The organism is Paenibacillus polysaccharolyticus (assembly GCF_900102085.1).
In the GTDB taxonomy this organism is placed as follows: Bacteria; Bacillota; Bacilli; order Paenibacillales; family Paenibacillaceae; genus Paenibacillus; species Paenibacillus polysaccharolyticus.
Genome location: NZ_FMVM01000008.1, coordinates 171370 through 188476, shown reverse-complemented (window position 1 = coordinate 188476; position 17107 = coordinate 171370). Strand labels below are relative to the sequence as shown.

13 protein-coding genes are annotated in these 17107 nt (G+C 46.4%); 1 reads left to right on the top strand and 12 read right to left on the bottom strand.

Annotation, left to right across the window (positions count from 1 at the left end):
• Positions 1-60: 60 nt before the first annotated feature.
• The 8 genes from polA to BLQ13_RS12990 all read right to left on the bottom strand — a co-directional run bounded on the left by polA (position 61) and on the right by BLQ13_RS12990 (position 10477).
• On the bottom strand, positions 61-2715 hold the full coding sequence (gene polA / locus BLQ13_RS13025) for a DNA polymerase I (RefSeq protein WP_090920268.1): 2655 nt from the start codon (positions 2713-2715) through the stop codon (positions 61-63).
• A 248-nt stretch (positions 2716-2963) separates the two neighbouring features.
• Complete coding sequence (gene phoU, locus BLQ13_RS13020; RefSeq protein WP_090920525.1) at positions 2964-3623, bottom strand: phosphate signaling complex protein PhoU; 660 nt, start codon at positions 3621-3623, stop codon at positions 2964-2966.
• Between the two features lie 63 nt (positions 3624-3686).
• On the bottom strand, positions 3687-4442 hold the full coding sequence (gene pstB / locus BLQ13_RS13015) for a phosphate ABC transporter ATP-binding protein PstB (RefSeq protein ID WP_090920265.1): 756 nt from the start codon (positions 4440-4442) through the stop codon (positions 3687-3689).
• A gap of 252 nt (positions 4443-4694) precedes the next feature.
• Positions 4695-5891: a methyl-accepting chemotaxis protein gene (locus BLQ13_RS13010; protein ID WP_090920263.1), complete on the bottom strand. Its 1197-nt coding sequence runs from the start codon at positions 5889-5891 to the stop codon at positions 4695-4697.
• A gap of 150 nt (positions 5892-6041) precedes the next feature.
• Positions 6042-6770: a response regulator transcription factor gene (locus tag BLQ13_RS13005; RefSeq protein ID WP_090920260.1), complete on the bottom strand. Its 729-nt coding sequence runs from the start codon at positions 6768-6770 to the stop codon at positions 6042-6044.
• A gap of 141 nt (positions 6771-6911) precedes the next feature.
• A complete protein-coding gene (gene pnpS, locus BLQ13_RS13000; protein WP_090920257.1) occupies positions 6912-8741 on the bottom strand; it encodes a two-component system histidine kinase PnpS in 1830 nt (609 codons plus the stop codon).
• A gap of 165 nt (positions 8742-8906) precedes the next feature.
• Positions 8907-9251, bottom strand: coding sequence for a cupin domain-containing protein (locus tag BLQ13_RS12995; protein WP_090920256.1), 345 nt, complete (start codon positions 9249-9251; stop codon positions 8907-8909).
• A gap of 353 nt (positions 9252-9604) precedes the next feature.
• Positions 9605-10477, bottom strand: a complete 873-nt coding sequence (locus BLQ13_RS12990) for an SDR family oxidoreductase (protein ID WP_208606786.1) — start codon at positions 10475-10477, stop codon at positions 9605-9607.
• 418 nt (positions 10478-10895) lie between these two features.
• On the opposite strand from BLQ13_RS12990, the gene BLQ13_RS12985 reads away from it, so the two are divergent.
• The gene (locus tag BLQ13_RS12985) at positions 10896-12455 is read left to right on the top strand and encodes a histidine kinase N-terminal 7TM domain-containing diguanylate cyclase (protein WP_090920250.1); all 1560 of its coding nucleotides are present in this window, start codon (positions 10896-10898) and stop codon (positions 12453-12455) included.
• Positions 12456-12736: 281 nt separating this feature from the next.
• Here the strand turns inward: BLQ13_RS12985 and BLQ13_RS12980 are convergent, their stop codons facing one another.
• From BLQ13_RS12980 to citZ, 4 genes are all read right to left on the bottom strand, one after another.
• Positions 12737-13162 carry a hypothetical protein gene (locus BLQ13_RS12980; protein ID WP_090920246.1) on the bottom strand — a complete coding sequence of 142 codons (426 nt, stop codon included), beginning with the start codon at positions 13160-13162 and terminating at the stop codon, positions 12737-12739.
• Positions 13163-13297: 135 nt separating this feature from the next.
• Positions 13298-14239 carry a malate dehydrogenase gene (gene mdh / locus BLQ13_RS12975; protein ID WP_090920243.1) on the bottom strand — a complete coding sequence of 314 codons (942 nt, stop codon included), beginning with the start codon at positions 14237-14239 and terminating at the stop codon, positions 13298-13300.
• A 28-nt stretch (positions 14240-14267) separates the two neighbouring features.
• A complete protein-coding gene (gene icd / locus BLQ13_RS12970) occupies positions 14268-15560 on the bottom strand; it encodes an NADP-dependent isocitrate dehydrogenase (protein WP_090920240.1) in 1293 nt (430 codons plus the stop codon).
• A 147-nt stretch (positions 15561-15707) separates the two neighbouring features.
• Positions 15708-16820, bottom strand: coding sequence for a citrate synthase (gene citZ / locus BLQ13_RS12965; protein WP_090920237.1), 1113 nt, complete (start codon positions 16818-16820; stop codon positions 15708-15710).
• Positions 16821-17107 lie beyond the last annotated feature (287 nt).

Below are 17107 nucleotides of genomic sequence, written 5' to 3'. Positions count from 1 at the left end.
GATATTCTCACCTCCCTTATATTATAACGGAAGATGGCGCTCAGCGGGACCCCTTCTTATCTATTTTGCTTCATACCAGTTCTCACCAAAGCTAACTTCGGCTTTTAGCGGCACCGACAGCGGAAGCGCCTTTTCCATCACCGAAGGCACAAGCTCCTTCATCAGCTCCAGTTCATCCGCCGGCACTTCAAACACGAGCTCATCGTGTACCTGAAGTAACATACGACTCTGTAGCTTACGCTCGCGCAGCGCCTCGTCCATCTGTACCATCGCCAGCTTAATGATATCAGCCGCAGTACCTTGGATCGGTGTGTTCATCGCGGTACGTTCCGCGAAGGAGCGTAGATTGAAATTACTCGCGTTGATTTCGGGCAGATAACGGCGGCGTTCCAGCATCGTTTTCACATAACCGTCCCGGCGTGCATCCTTCACAATATCATCCATATACCGGCGCACACCCTGGAATATTTCAAAATACTGATCGATGAACTGTGCTGCTTCTTTCCGCGTAATGTTCAAGTTTTGCGATAGACCATAATCACTGATTCCGTATACGATTCCGAAGTTAACCGCCTTCGCAGAACGACGCATGTCACTGTCCACATCCTCCGGCTTCACGCCGAATACATCGGAGGCAGTCTTCGTATGGATATCCATATCATGTACAAAAGCTTCCTTCAGACGTTCATCATCTGAAATATGTGCCAGTACACGCAGTTCAATCTGAGAGTAGTCGGCTGCGAGAATAGACCAACCCGGCTCGGACGGTACAAAGACCTTACGAATTTTTCGTCCTTCTTCCATACGAATCGGAATGTTCTGCAAGTTCGGGAACTGGCTACTCAGTCGTCCTGTTGCTGCAATGGTTTGACGATAGAACGTATGCACCTTGCCATCCCGGTCCGATATCTCTTTCAGCAAACCTTCCACATAAGTGGATTGCAACTTGGCAAGCTGGCGATATTGCAAAATGTGCTGCACCACGTCGTTATAAGGAGCCAGCTTTTCCAGCACTTCAGCGTCGGTGGAGTATCCTGTTTTTGTTTTCTTCACGACAGGCAGGCCCAGCTTGTCAAACAAAATCTCACCGAGTTGTCTTGGTGAGTTCAGATTAAACTCCGTACCGGACAACTTGTAGATTTCCGCCATCAGCTTGCCGATCTGTCCTTCAAATTCACGACCAAGTGCTTGTAAGTCTTCTGTGTTCGCCTTGATTCCCTGCTTCTCCATGTCGGCAAGAATACGGGATAACGGCATTTCGAGCTCATGGAACAGCGAATTCATCTCATCGCTCTCCAGCGCTTGTTCCTGAAGGGGGATAATCGCGGCCAGCGCAGCGGCTTTCCGGCATAAGAAATCACCCAGAACTTCCGCCTCTGGTACTCTGTATTTAGCCCCTTTCCCCAGAACGCTATCGTCTTCAACCAGTGAAGGCAGCCCATACTTGGACGTCAGCCCGCTGATTGTCTGATTCGACTCGGTCGGGTCAAGCAAATAAGCAGCAAGCTGCACATCAAATGATGCACCTGCGAATTCAATGCCATGTGCATGCAAAGCCAAATCCACACGATGCAGATCATATCCACGCTTCGGCTGGTCGGCACTTGCAAGCCATTCCCGTACAGGAGTTGCCGCATCAGACTTTAGTAATTCCGGAGATATGAACGTATATTTCTCCCCGGCACCTACGGCAAGACCAACAAGCTTCGCCTGATGCGGATTGTCACCATGCGTTTCCACATGCAGCACATCGATCGAATCCAACATATCCATCAGATCAGCTATGTTATCTTCTGTTGCAATCGTAGATTCAACCTCAGCCGCCGGAACAGCCTCTTGCTCGGAAGCCACGCTACCGCTAAAGGACAAACGCTCCAGCAATGACTTAAACTCCAGCTTAACCAGTGCAGGCCCTGCACTAGCTTCTTTCAATCCATCAAACTGCATATCATCCCACGTCTGTTCCAGCGGAACCTCACGGTGAATGGTCGCCAGCTGTTTGCTCATGCGTGCATCTTCGGCATGGGTTTCAATCTTTTCCTTCATCTTGCCTTTCAGTTCACCCGTACCGTTCAGCACCTCTTCCACCGATCCAAACTGGTGCAGCAGCTTCAGCGCCGTTTTCTCCCCAACACCCGGAATACCCGGAATATTATCGGAAGCATCGCCCATCAGACCTTTCAGATCGATAATCTGTAGTGGTGTCAGACCGTAACGTTCCTTAATCTGTGCCGGGTCGTACAGTTCAATCTCCGTAACCCCTTTACGCGTCAGCCCGATATGTACATGCTCGGAAGCAAGTTGCAACATATCCTTGTCACCCGATACAACGAGAACCTGTCTGCCTGCATCATCCGCGCGTTTGGTCAGCGTTCCGATAATATCATCCGCCTCGAAACCAGCCAGTTCAAACTGCGCGATCCCGAGGCCTTGCAATAGTTCTTTGAGCAAAGGAAACTGCTCGGACAACTCCGGCGGTGTTTTTTCCCGTCCACCCTTGTATTCCTGATACCCTTCATGACGGAACGTCACTTTGCCCGCATCAAACGCCACCATCACGTGTGTAGGCTTGTGTTCTTCCAACAAACGAAGCAACATCGTCGTAAAGCCGTATACCGCATTGGTGTGCAGACCTTTCGAATTGGTCAGGGATGGCATTGCAAAAAATGCCCGATAAATAATGCTATTTCCATCTATAAGAATAAACTTGTCCATTCCAGCACCTCGCGTATCATATGGTCAGACTGTACTTACATACCTACTCTCATGATACCATACCTGCCACCTACATCAAAAAAACTTCACACCCCTTCTCACCACATTTCTTGCGCAAAAAAAGAACCTCCTTCCCAGTCAGCCTGTGCACAGGCCAGCCGGAAGAAAGTTCTCTCATTTCGATCATATTATTTTATCTTGTATGTCTAATATTCCTCGCTTGTGCAGCATAGCCTGCCCAGAACAACTTACTGGTTCAGGTCCGGACGCTGACCTGTCACCAGATACACCGTGCTCTCACCGATGTTGGTCGCATGATCACCAATACGTTCAATGTAACGCCCAACCATCAAGAGCAGCATAGCCTGAGATGCATTCGTTGGATGTTCAGTCATTAACGTGTAGAGGTCACGAATCATATTGCTGTACAACTGATCGACTTGATCATCGGTTTGTGCCATTTTATAGGCCAGATCGGTATTTTCTTTCAAATAGGACTCAATGGACTCATCAATCATGGATTTCACCACTTCCGCCATACGCGGGATATCCACCAGCGGCTTGATCAGCTCTTGACCTTCCATACGAATCGTTACCTTCGCCACGTCGAGGGCCAGATCCCCCATACGCTCCAAGTCACTGGAGATTTTGAAGGCCACGATAATGCGTCTTAAATCCTTCGCAACGGGCTGCTGTGTGATAATAAGCTTGGAGCCCAGCTCCATGATTTTGTCCTCAAGGGCATTGAGATTCGCATCATTCTTAATGATGATCTGAGCTTTCTCTACATTCAATGTCTGCAAACTCTCAATCGCACCGTCCAAGGCATTTCCTACATGTTCCCCCATTTGTTTCAGCAGGGAGCGCAGTTCTTCCAGCTCTTGATCAAATTCTTTTCTGCGAATCATAGATTTCATGTCCTCCTTCTCCATCATCTCCGGGTAAGCCGGGATCATCCTGTTCAGCTCGCCTTAACCAAACCGACCGGATATATAGTCCTCGGTCCGGGAATCTTGCGGTGTGGAGAATAACGTCTCCGTATCAGCTGCCTCCACCACTTCACCATTCAGGAAAAATACCGTTCGTCCAGATACTCGTGCTGCCTGATGCATGTTGTGAGTAACCATGACGATGGTATATTTATGATGCAACTCTTTGACCAATTCCTCGATTTTCAGCGTGGAGATCGGGTCCAGCGCCGAAGTTGCTTCGTCCATCAGCAACACATCCGGCTGTACAGCCAGTGCACGTGCGATGCACAGACGTTGTTGCTGTCCACCAGACAGGCTTAACGCCGATTTTTTCAGCACATCCTTGACTTCATCCCACAATGCCGCATGAACCAGACTCTGTTCGACGAGTTTATCCAGTTCTGCTTTTTGGGTTACGCCGTGCAGACGTGGTCCGTACGCCACGTTGTCATAGATCGATTTTGGAAAAGGATTCGGCTGTTGGAATACCATTCCTACCCGTTTGCGCAGCGTCTCCACTTCAATTTCATTACTGTAAATATCCGAACCGTTCAGCATAACTTGTCCTTCCACACGAACACCCGGAATCATGTCATTCATCCGGTTCAACGTGCGGAGCAATGTCGATTTACCGCAGCCTGACGGCCCGATAAACGCTGTGACGGTTTTCTCCGGCAGATCCATCGATATATTTTTAAGCGCGTGATGCGTATCGTAGTATAAATTAAGTCCATCAATGTGAATGAGGTCTTTCATGGATGCTCACTTCTCCTTCGTTGCAGGGATCATCGGATTCCCTTTACGTTGAGACCGGCGTTCATATTCTCTACCAATCAGCACAGTCATCTTTAATATCCTAACGTAACATTGTAAAAACAGTACCACCTTCATGTTAACGGAATGTAAAAACACCTGAAGAAGACCTAGGCCGTTAGTTCAACGTCCCAGGTCTCTCTTTTTTGATCTGCGCGATTTCCGTTATACGCTGTGCCTCGGTTGTGCTTTAGTTCACAGCTCGGAATGATCCGTAATCATGGCCTTCAGCTTCAACTGGATATTCTCTGCGACCCTGCCAGCTTCCCCGCCTTCAGCAGCAATGGTCTCCACGATGCAGGACAAAGCTTTTACTGCATGATTTAACTTCCCAAACGCTACCGCACCTTCCTGCACATACTGCGCACTCTCATCGATTTCAGTACCACTCGCCTGAATGAGGGATACGGTCTGCTGGGTTAAACTTTCAATATCCTGAAGCAATACGGTCATGTTTCCAGCCACTTCTCGTGTCTGTTTGGCAAGTGCCCGGATCTCTCCGGCAACAATCTGGAACCCCCGGCCGTATTCTCCGGCATGCGCAGCCTCTATCGATGCATTCAGTGCCAAAAGCCCGCTCTGATCCGCCAGCGTTCGAATGGAACGCGCCATGCCCGCACCTGTTTTGATGGATTCGAGCATCTGACTTGCGTGTTTGCCCTGATCCCCCATATGCTCATGAACCTGAAGGTAGGAAGACTCAACTTGACGCAGACGCCCTTCTCCCTCATTGGACAAGAGGATAACTTGCCCTGCTTCCTGTACGGTCTGATTCGCCGCTTGAACCAGTTTGGTTACAGCCGCATGAATGCGTGAAATTTCCTGTCCACTCTCCGTCACGGTGCATATGCGATCTGCGGATGCCTTCTGCTGAAGTTTACGAGAAAGCGACATCACATCACGAATCGTGAGTACACCAAGCAAGCGATCCTGTTCCGTTACGAGCAGGCAGTCATAAAAATGATCCTCGTCCCGCCGAAGCGCGGCGTCAATAATAGCGGCGGGTTCCATATGTATATCTACAATAACCGGTGATGCGTTAGCTACATTCATAATCGGTTTACGATAAAATAAGTCCGCTGCGAACCTTCCGTTCAGTAAACGATACAAGCTCTCACGCATCAATAATCCTATCGGTTTCATGTGTTCATCACAGAGCACAATACATGGATGCTCCAGTCCATCACTTAACATCGCCGCAGCCTCTCCGCAAGTAGTATCTCCCCTAGCTATAGGCACCTGACGGAAATATTCAGTCAAAGAAACGGCATGTTCCTCCTGAACTTCACTTGTTGATTCGTCCGATTCCAACTCCGGCACGAACGATATTTCTTCCCCTTTTTGTAAACTAACATCTAGATTCTCAGGTCTAGCCTCTAACAACATGGGCATAATTACACATTCTCCTTTACGTGTTAGCTCCGCCCTAAGGTGGGTTTTTAGGTACAAAGTATCACTTGGATAACCTCATCCTACTCCCCATAAATGAAGAAAAATCTTCCTTTGTGTAAAAAGGAGGTAAAAATAAAACTCCCCGATCATTTAACTAGAATGATGGGGAGTTTTTCTTTTGACAACCAATTTATAACCTACGCCGCGGATGGAATCGATATGAACGGATTCAGGGTCAAGTTCCAGCTTTTTACGTAATGAGCTGACGTGCACATCTACAGTTCGCTGGCCTCCGATATAATCAAAACCCCAGACCGCATTCATCAGATCATCCCGGGTCAGCACCACGCCAGGTTTTTTAGCGAGATATAACAGGACTTCGAACTCCTTCGGACGCAGGCTGATCGATTGCCCTCCCAAAGTCACTTCATACTTCAACGGATAAATTTCAAGTTCACCAAGAATAATACGTGAGCCGTCTTTATCCTCAGGCTGCGGTAAATCGTCGCCATTCGAGTAACGTCTGAGTACCGCATCTACACGTGCCAAAAGCTCGGATACACCAAACGGTTTCGTAATGTAATCATCTGCACCCGATTTCAGCCCTTGCACAACCTCGGCTTCACCGTTCTTGGCGGTAAGAATAATGACAGGAGTGCTTACTCCCTGAATACGCAGTTTGTTCAAAATATCCAGACCATTCATGCCTGGCAGCATCAGATCCAGTAGAATCAAATCGAAATCCTGAGACAAGGCCCGGTCATATCCTGCTGACCCATGATCCTCTGCCGTTACGTCATAACCTTCCTGTGTCAGGTTATACGTAAGTAATCTCGATAATGTCGGTTCATCTTCAATAACCAGCAAACGCTGTGCCATGATACCCCTTCTCTCTTCATAGGTTGTCTGTTGCCACAACACTTTTTCTATCATAGCACTAATTTGTTAACGCTGTGTAAAGCAAATGACTCATTTTACATTTTGCTTCTCTAAGCCTACCTTTTTCTTTCCAAAGTAAAACTAGACTTCTTCTTCTTGAATTAATGGCAGGATAACACGGAATGTGCTTCCCATCCCCAGTTCACTTTCGACCGACAGTTTGCCATGGTGCAGTTCAACCAAGTGTTTAACAATCGAGAGTCCGAGGCCCGTGCCTCCGGAATTCCGTGATCTGCCTTTGTCCACCCGGTAGAAACGCTCAAAGATTCGCGGCAAATCCTTCTTGGGAATACCAATTCCTGTGTCGGACACCGAGAAAACCACCTGCTCTTCCTCACTCTTCTGATCCATCTTCACCTGGAGTTTCACCCTTCCACCCTCAGGTGTATAGTTAATGCCGTTGGATAACAGATTAATGAAAATCTGCTTCATTTTATCCTCATCCGCTTCAATATACAGTTCCTCCGGTACATTCATTTCCAGACGAATCTGCTTTTTCTCCGCTACCTTGGACAAAGTTCCAAGCACCATTTCGAAGAAGGAATGCACATGCACTGGTGAACATTCCAGCGGTGCACGTTTCGATTCAATCTTGGACAACTCCAGAATATCTCCAATCAAGCGGTTTAGTCGATCACCTTCATCATAAATAATCTGCAGGAAAGAACGTTCCGTTTCCTTATCCTTTACACCGCCGCTTAGTAAGGTTTCTGCAAATCCCTTCACTGCTGCCACAGGTGTTTTGAGTTCATGAGAGACATTGGCCACAAACTCGCTACGCATGGATTCCAATCTGCGAATCGCAGTTACATCCTGTAGCAGGAATAACATTCCCCGATATCCGCCATTGTCTTCTGACATCGGTACACCATCCAGCCTTATCAACCGTTCTTCCGGGTTAAATACACTTACTTCTTCGTGCATCCGTTCCTGATTAGCAACGCTCTCTTCAATCGTGCGTGTCAGCTCGTAATGCCGCTTGAGTTCCGTGTAAGGTCTTCCTGTAACCTTCACGGCCTGAATGCCGAGCATACGCTCTGCTTCCCGATTAACCAGTGCAATCGATTGCGTTGCATCAATCATGACGATCCCGCCCGTCATATTCGCCAACACACTTTGAAGCAACGCTTCATTGTCTCGGATCGTTTTGAGCTGGGACTGCAGACTGTCTGCCATGCCGTTAATCGCCAGACCCAATTGGCCGATCTCGTCCCTGCGCGTTACTTTTACTCTGGCATCGTACTCCAGCTTTGTAATCCGGTGTGCCACTTTGGTGATATGCTCGATGGGCGACGTTAGACCTCTAGCTACCCGGTAACTGACAAATGCCACAATGAGAAAAAGCAGGCCCAGGGCAGCAAACATAATCATCCACCCGCGTTGCAGTCCTTGGTCCACCGCTTGCAAACTCATAGACAGCCGAATAAAACCGTCGAATTTGCCATTTGGCATTTCAATCATGTCACTTTGATCCGAATTAACTGGCAGCGCGACATACAGCATGTCCTGCCCTAACGTTGCACTATATCGGATGGACTGTCCAAAAGTCCCTTCCGTAGCCGTCCGGATCTCTTCCCGGTTCAAGTGATTATCCATTGTTGCAGGATCGCTCTCGGAATCGCCAATGACTATGCCGTCTTTATTAATAAAAGTTACTCGCGAGTCTGTTAGACGATCCAGTTCCAGCGCTCGGTCCGAGTAATATTTCCGAGTTTCCGCTGATGTCGGATTGGAAGCATCATGAAAAGGAAATGTCGCTTTTAACAAATTAATTTCACGCACCATCGTTTGTTCCAGTGCGGCGATATGAGTAGTCTTGAAAACTCTGCCCATCGTATATCCGGCTACAATGACGGATACGCCAATGAGTACCATCATGATTAGAGCGAGGCGAATGCGAAACGGTCTCATTAATCTCTTCCTTCTGTTATATTTTAGTCCGTTGAACAACAAGACAATTTACATAACCACTCTGATGACAGAATAACCTTCCAATCCCTGTTATCTTCAGGTTTTTTCTGCACTCTTCGTCCATATGTAAATGAGTAAATTCAAATGATGAAAACAAACCATTATTTATCCATTTAGTTCGTTGCGGTCACCGCGTGTCGTTGGATGTGATATAACTAGAAATTCCACATCTTGTGCACTTCGATTTTGCATCTGATGGGGTGCTCCCGGCGGGATTTCGATTCCTTCATGTGTTTCCAGCACATAGGTCCCTCCATTCAGCTCCATACAAGCCTCACCGCTAAGAACAAAAAAGAATTGGCGACTCTTCACATGTACATGCCTTGTTTCTGTCGTGCCTGCGGGCATTCGCTCATGAATCACACTAAGTGTCTCTCCCTGAACCAGATGCCAACCATCACACTGAGCTCCCCATATATAATGTGATGCCTCTTGTTTGCTAATCTTCATATGAGTGCCTCCCGAATATGTTATCCGGTTTATCATATCACATCTAATGAGATATCTTTCCATGTAAAATGAGCAATAAATCTGCCTTCTTCCCCTCTGACTCACCCGATTGCTTTAAAGTCAGACCTGTATAAGGTATCATAAATATATCAACGCAGATACAGACTTTTGTAAATCACATCTTACAATAGATAGGACTTCAACCTGCCTCCCTTGTTCGGAACCCTCTTCTTATTTGAAAAAAATATATAAAGAAAGACGGGACGCCACTATGCTTTAGCGTCCCGTCTTTCTCTTCTCAATACAGCGACTATCCTCCCCCGTTCCGCAATGCCATTTGCCCGGTGCATCACCTAGCCGTTAACGACTTCGCCGCCGTTCACATGCATCACCTGTCCGCTGACGTAAGAAGAGTCATCAGAAGCGAGGTACACATAAGCTGGTGCCAATTCATCCGGCTGTCCTGGACGTTTCATCGGTTGCGTGGCTCCGAATTCACTTACTTTTTTCTCATCAAATGTCGAAGGAATCAAGGGTGTCCAGATCGGACCAGGAGCTACAGCGTTCACACGAATCCCCTTTTCAATCAGATTCATCGACAATGAACGGGTGAAGGATGTAATTGCCCCTTTGGTTGACGAATAATCCAGTAACGTCGGGCTTCCCCGATAAGCGGTTATCGATGTTGTGTTAATGACGGTGCTCCCTTGTTTCAGATGGGGCATAGCCGCCTGTGTAACATAAAACATACCAAAGATGTTGGTACGGAATGTTTTTTCCAGTTGCTCTGGCGTAATATCCTCCAAGTTTTGTTGCGGATGTTGTTCAGCCGCATTGTTAACCACAATGTCGAGTTTGCCAAGTTCATCGACCGTTTGTTGAACGCTTTTCTTCGCAAAATTCACATCACCGATGTCACCTGCGATAAGCACACACTTGCGCCCTTCCTGCTCCACCTGACGTTTCGTTTCCTTGGCGTCCTCATGCTCACTCAGATATACAATCGCCACATCGGCGCCTTCCTTGGCATACGTAACAGCAACAGCCCGTCCAATTCCGCTGTCTCCTCCCGTAATCAAAGCCACTTTGTCCGATAGTTTGCCTGCTGCCTTATACTGCGCCCTCTCGAATTCAGGCTTGGGATTCATCTTGGATTCAATCCCCGGACGCTGATCTTGATGTTGTGCAGGCATCGTTTGTTGTTTTTGCTGGGTAGTGCTTGACATTGTACCTTCTCCTTTCAAAATGAACATGTTTGATTTTAAGAAGACTTGGACACAAATAACATGCTTCCTTGTCTCTCATTCGTCATAAGTCTCATTCTGTAGGATGGCATGAACCGACCAGATTATTCTTCTCCTGGACAGCAATGCGAACCTTCATAATTACTGTCATTCCTTATTTACCACATATATGGGAATCCAAACTTTGTATTTCGTCATCATCTGCATTTGTGAATATTCGAAATTTTTTCGAAATTAACCTGTTTCATCATGCAAATGGTGTTCCTAAGCAGATAGGGCTGATGTACAATGTACAGTGTGGAGATTATATTCATCTTTTTTAAGTCACCTAGCGTGATTAGTAGCATCATCTCATTGGCTTCAATACGACAACAATCTAATTTGACATGGAGATCTGAACATGGAATCGCATATTACTTCATACATTACACTTGTGACCACGTCAGCCGTGCTGAATCTGTTTCTGTGTATGTATACGTACTTCAGAAGAGCCCATTTTCCAAACGCCAACATCTTTATCCTGTACACGGCTTCCCTGTCCGTATATACCTTCGGATATGCCATTGGCCTCGCCAGTAATACACTGGAACAGATGAAGTTCTGGAATATCGTCCAATATATTGGTATGCCGATCTCTGCACCGCTTGGCCTGCTTCTCATGATTCATTACACTGGAAAAAAGTTGTCTAAATGGCTGACGTCAGCCTTATTCATCATTCCTTCCATTACCGTCTTTCTGGTTGCTACGAATGATTGGCATCATCTCTATTACAAAAGAGTATGGTTACGTGAGGATAGCACAGTCCCCGTCATGGCGATGGATATTGGTCAATGGTATGTTGTCCATGGTGCATTTACGTTCTCCTGCCTTTTGTGTGCTGGCCTTATCTTAATTGGGCAATGGCGTCACACCAAAAAGATGTACCGTCGTCAACTGCTTACGTTAATTGTGTCGCAGATTATTCCGATGGTTGCTGCATTTGTATACTTACTTGGCGTGACTCCGTTTGGCCTCGACCCAGTTCCCGTACTGATGTGTGTTACATCGGCTATGTATATCTGGGCTATTCTGTCCTCCAGACTGTTAACCATTGTACCGATCGCCAAAGAAAGCATTTTTGAAAGTATGCGCGAAGGGGTTCTTGTACTGGATAGTTCCTATCGTCTTGTCGATTTCAACAGATCCCTAAGACTGATGTTACCTGACATTGAAACATCGATGGTTGGGCAACCTTTGAATGACATCTGGCTTCGTCTTGCAGGAGAGACCTTTCCCGTTGAATATGAAAGAGAAGGGCTGCAAACCGACTTGTACTGGCAATTAAACGGAGAAACCGTCTGTTACCAAGTCAGAACGTCTTATGTATTTAACAAAAATCCTCAAGTTGTCGGTATTCTCATTATGCTAATCGACATTACCGAACAACGTTTTTTACAAGAACAATTGAAACAACTAGCTTATTACGATGGTTTAACCAAAATATACAATCGGACTCAATTTTTGAACAAAGGAAGAGAATGGCTTCAAGAAGCCCGGCTTAATTTTCACCCCGTCTCTTTTATCTTGTTTGACATTGACCATTTCAAGCGTATCAACGACACGTACGGTCATGATGCGGGTGACCAAGCCATCGTTCATGTTGTATCCGTGTGCAATCGTTATTTAAACAGTGAAATGTTATTCGCCCGTTACGGCGGAGAGGAATTCGTTATCGCTTTGCCGAACATGGTACTCCAAGAAGCATATGCTCTTGCAGAGCAGTTGCGAATGGCTTTGTTAAATCAACCGCTCAACCTAGAGGGCAAGTCCATTCCGGTCACCGCCAGCTTTGGTGTCTCCCAAACGGTTGGCGAGTCGGATACCCTGGAATCTTTGCTACGTGACGCCGATCACGCCCTGTATGAGTCCAAACGGAATGGCCGAAATGCAGTACGAGTTTATGGTGCCGGTGTTAGCTAATGATGAGTAGCAAGGTATTCAGGTTCCCGGCAGTCATTGAATAAAAGATCACAAATCAAACAGACAGCCTTTGTAGGCTGTCTGTTTTTCTGTCTCTGTCTGTACGGTTTGATTCAATAGAATCGGGCGTTACTCACGCCACATGCTTAAAAGCGTACATGTTTCATTAGCAATAGCTTTTAGCGCTACCACTTGTCCTGAACATGTGCAAACGCTTCACCTTATACTCATAGTTATCGTTTGAGAAAAAACATTAGACCCTGAAGCCTCTTATTCTCCTATTAGAAAATGGATCTGTCCACCATCAGGTACACCATGATGAGCAAGAACACGGCAAGCAACGTGCTGAACGTACGAATTTTGCTTTGGTATGGTGTTACATCCTTATTATTTTTCACACCTTCTGCGGCAAGACGTAACGGTTTACCCATAATTCCACCAATGGCTGCAATCGCGAGAAGAATTACTACGACAACAGCCATCCAGATGTGGGAGTAATCTCCCTTTGTCATCAGATAACCACCTGTAAGAAGCTGAATAACAAGCGCATACTGTGCAACTTTGTTTAAGGAACGAAGTGACGCGAATGCTCCCTCCTGTGCTGGCAAGCTCAATGTGCGAATTTTACCTACCACGAATGGCAAAATCAGATAAAATCCCATGGCCAGTGCTCCGACGATATGGAGCAAATACATAATCATTGTCAAAATTTTCATCCTCCTCAACATATTCGCTGTGCTGTATATCACATTTTATTATACTGGGGAACTTATCCAAAGAAAAGAAAACCTCCGTATTTACGGAGGTTTTCTCACTTTTCATGTTCAAAAAGTCTTCAAAACTTAAATATTAACGATTGAAATGACGTTACGCACCGAATCTGCAGACGTATCAAGCGCTGCTTTTTCTTCGGCTGTCAACTCCAGTTCGAAAATCTTCTCAATTCCGTTGCCTCCCAGAACAGTTGGCACACCGAGGAACAGATCCTGATATCCATACTCACCTTCAAGATAAGCAATAACCGGAATAATGCGTTTTTTGTCCTTCAAAATGGCCTCCGTCATCTGGACCAGTGAAGCTGCCGGAGCATAGTATGCACTGCCATTACCCAGCAGGTTAACAATCTCACCGCCGCCTACACGGGTACGTTGCACAATCGCATCAATGCGATCTGCTGGAATCAGGGTATCGATTGGAATACCGCCTACACTCGAATAACGAACGAGTGGTACCATATCGTCGCCATGACCGCCAAGCACAAAGCCACGCACATCCTCTACGGATACATTTAACTCCTGCGCAATGAACGTACAGTATCTGGCGGTGTCGAGAACACCCGACTGTCCGATCACGCGGTTTTTCGGAAAACCGAGTGTCTGATACGCTGCATACGTCATTGCATCTACCGGGTTGCTCAGAATAATGACAATGGACTCAGGGCAATATGTTTTCACATTTTCACACACGGACTTCACAATACCTGCATTCGTATTCACCAGATCGTCACGGCTCATGCCCGGTTTGCGGGCAATTCCGGCTGTAATGATCACAATGTCTGAACCAGCTGTATCCTCGTAGTTGGAAGTTCCCACGATATGACTGTCGAACCCTTGCACAGGGCTAGCCTCCAGCAGATCGAGTGCTTTACCCTTGGTCGGATTCTCCAGTTGAGGAATATCAACCAGAACAACATCCCCGAGTTCCTTCTGGGCAAGCATTAGTGCAGTTGTAGCACCGGTAAAACCGGCACCAACGACTGTGATTTTTTTGCGCTGAATAGTCACGATTCACATCTCCCCTTACAGGTTTTTGTTACAGGTTGCTAATGATTTGATCAGCGAATTCGGAACATTTCACTTCTGTTGCGCCGTCCATCAGACGTGCAAAGTCATACGTTACCGTTTTATTGTTAATGGATGTTTCCATGCCTTTGTAGATCAGGTTTGCCGCTTCTTGCCAGCCCAGGTGCTCAAGCAACATTACGCCGGAGAGGATTACGGAACCAGGGTTCACGACATCTTTATCTGCGTATTTAGGTGCAGTACCGTGTGTTGCTTCGAAGATAGCATGTCCAGTTACATAGTTGATGTTCGCACCAGGTGCGATACCAATTCCGCCAACTTGCGCTGCGAGAGCATCGGACAGATAGTCACCGTTCAGGTTCAATGTAGCGATCACGTCGAATTCACCCGGACGAGTCAATACTTGTTGCAAAGCGATATCAGCAATAGCATCTTTAACGATGATTTTGCCAGCATCTTCTGCTGCTTTTTGCGCTGCATTAGCTGCATCTGTACCGTCTTTTTCTTTGATCACATCGTATTGTGCCCAAGTGAATACTTTGTCGCCAAATTCTGCTTCTGCCACTTCGTAACCCCAGTTTTTGAAGGCACCTTCAGTGAATTTCATGATATTACCTTTGTGTACCAAAGTAACGGTTTTGCGGTTATGGTCAACAGCATATTGTACCGCTGCACGAACCAAACGTTTCGAACCTTCCTCAGATACAGGTTTGATACCGATACCGGAAGTTTCTGGGAAACGAATTTTGTTAACACCCATCTCCTGTTGCAAGAACTGGATCATTTTTTTCACTTCTGCAGAACCTTCAGCGTACTCGATACCTGCATAGATGTCCTCTGTGTTTTCACGGAAAATAACCATGTCAACCAGCTCAGGACGTTTAACCGGGGAAGGTACACCATTGAAATAACGTACAGGACGCAGGCAAGTGTACAGGTCAAGCTCTTGACGAAGTGCCACGTTCAGGGAACGGATACCGCCGCCGATTGGCGTAGTCAGAGGTCCTTTGATGGCTACGATGTACTCACGAATCGCTTCGAGCGTATCGTTCGGCAACCACTCTCCGTATGTATTGAATGCTTTCTCACCAGCAAACACTTCATACCAAGCAATTTTTTTAGTACCGTTATATGCTTTTTCTACTGCTGCATCCAGAACACGTACAGAAGCTTTCCAGATGTCACGGCCTGTACCGTCACCTTCGATGAATGGAATGATTGGATTATTAGGTACTTGAAGCGTACCGTTGTCAATTTGAATTTTTTCGCCTTCAGTTGGGAGTGCAAATTTTTCCAATTTCATAATTACAATTCCTCCTAAGTTTTGGTTTCACAGTATGAAGCATACCACATTTTTGCAGGAAGGAAGGGCTGTCTCTACTCGGCAGTACAGCCTCGCATTCACAAGCCCCTCGCCTCATCTATATGATTATACTGTTTTTGCTAAAGTTTAGCGAAGATCGATGGAAACGTATTTCTGATCTGTTGGGCCCGTGTACTCGGCACGCGGACGGATAATGCGGTTATCTGCAAGTTGCTCCAGAATATGCGCTGTCCAACCGGACACGCGGCTGATCGCAAAGATCGGTGTGAACAATTCCTGATCAATCTTCAGTTGAGTGTATACGGAAGCGGAATAGAAATCGACATTTGGCTTCAAACCTTTTTGGCCTGTCACGATTTCTTCAATCTTCACGGACATCTCATACAAACGGGTATCGTTGTTCATCTCACCCAGTTCTTTGGACATCTTCTGCAAATGCTTTGCACGTGGGTCACCATTTTTGTATACGCGGTGTCCAAAGCCCATGATTTTCTCACGGTTATTCAGTTTTTCCTGAATAGCCGCTTCCAGACGATCCGGTGTACCGATCTCGTCCAGCATTTTCATAACAGCTTCGTTTGCACCACCATGCAAAGGCCCTTTGAGTGCACCGATCGCAGAAGTTACGCCTGAGTAAATATCAGACAGGGTCGCTACCGTAACGCGGGCAGCAAATGTTGAAGCATTCAGCTCGTGATCTGCATGCAGAACAAGCGCCTGATCAAGTGCTTTTACCGCTGTTTCGGACGGCTCTTCTCCTGTCATCATGTATAAAAAGTTCGCAGCGATGGAAGCGCCTTCTTTTGGAGCCACAGGCTCTTGCCCCTTACGAATACGTGAGATTGCCGCTACAATGGTTGGCAATTGCGCTTGCAACTTCACCGCTTTGTTTTCGTTCGCAGCTTCTGTCATCTCGTCGGCTTGCTCATCATAGAGCGCAAGCGCGGAGACTGCAGAGCGTAGAGCTGCCATCGTGCTGATGTGTTTTGGATACAACTTGATTTGGGCGATCAATTCGCTTGGAATCGGCGCGTAATCGCTCAGACTTTTACGAAGTGACTTCAGTTCATCTGCTGTTGGCAACTTGCCAAACCAGAGCAGATAAGCAACTTCTTCAAAACTTGCATGTTCAGCCAAATCATCGATATCGTATCCACGGTATGTAAGCACACCGTCTACAATAGAGCTGATCGAAGAGGTTGTTGCAACGATGCCTTCCAGACCTTTGGTAGCTGTCATATTACATCTCTCCTTTAATAAGCGAAATCAGAAATCATTCTAAGTCATATCAGTGCCAAAGTGCACCTAACCTCTTTTGTAAACCGTTTCATTTTAAAAATGACCTAAGTTGTCAAAATTCGGTTTTCTTATCTGTCAATCGGTATTTACTTATATCATCATACTGGATTTTGTCGTTTATGTGAACATGATGAGAGTTCATTCGCACATCAAACATATTTATCGGACCGATAAAGCATTTTTGAAAACCTTTACACAAGCAGGGTTGGGATTTAATGTGTACTAAA

Coding starts and splice junctions, on each gene's coding strand:
- phoU (WP_090920525.1), bottom strand. CDS start 3,623: ATGATTCGCAGAAAAGAATTTGATCAAGAGCTGGAAGAACTGCGCTCC.
- BLQ13_RS12985 (WP_090920250.1), top strand. CDS start 10,896: ATGGAATCGCATATTACTTCATACATTACACTTGTGACCACGTCAGCC.
- pstB (WP_090920265.1), bottom strand. CDS start 4,442: ATGAAAGACCTCATTCACATTGATGGACTTAATTTATACTACGATACG.
- pnpS (WP_090920257.1), bottom strand. CDS start 8,741: ATGAGACCGTTTCGCATTCGCCTCGCTCTAATCATGATGGTACTCATT.
- citZ (WP_090920237.1), bottom strand. CDS start 16,820: ATGACAGCTACCAAAGGTCTGGAAGGCATCGTTGCAACAACCTCTTCG.
- BLQ13_RS12990 (WP_208606786.1), bottom strand. CDS start 10,477: ATGTCAAGCACTACCCAGCAAAAACAACAAACGATGCCTGCACAACAT.
- BLQ13_RS12995 (WP_090920256.1), bottom strand. CDS start 9,251: ATGAAGATTAGCAAACAAGAGGCATCACATTATATATGGGGAGCTCAG.
- icd (WP_090920240.1), bottom strand. CDS start 15,560: ATGAAATTGGAAAAATTTGCACTCCCAACTGAAGGCGAAAAAATTCAA.
- BLQ13_RS13010 (WP_090920263.1), bottom strand. CDS start 5,891: ATGCCCATGTTGTTAGAGGCTAGACCTGAGAATCTAGATGTTAGTTTA.
- BLQ13_RS13005 (WP_090920260.1), bottom strand. CDS start 6,770: ATGGCACAGCGTTTGCTGGTTATTGAAGATGAACCGACATTATCGAGA.
- polA (WP_090920268.1), bottom strand. CDS start 2,715: ATGGACAAGTTTATTCTTATAGATGGAAATAGCATTATTTATCGGGCA.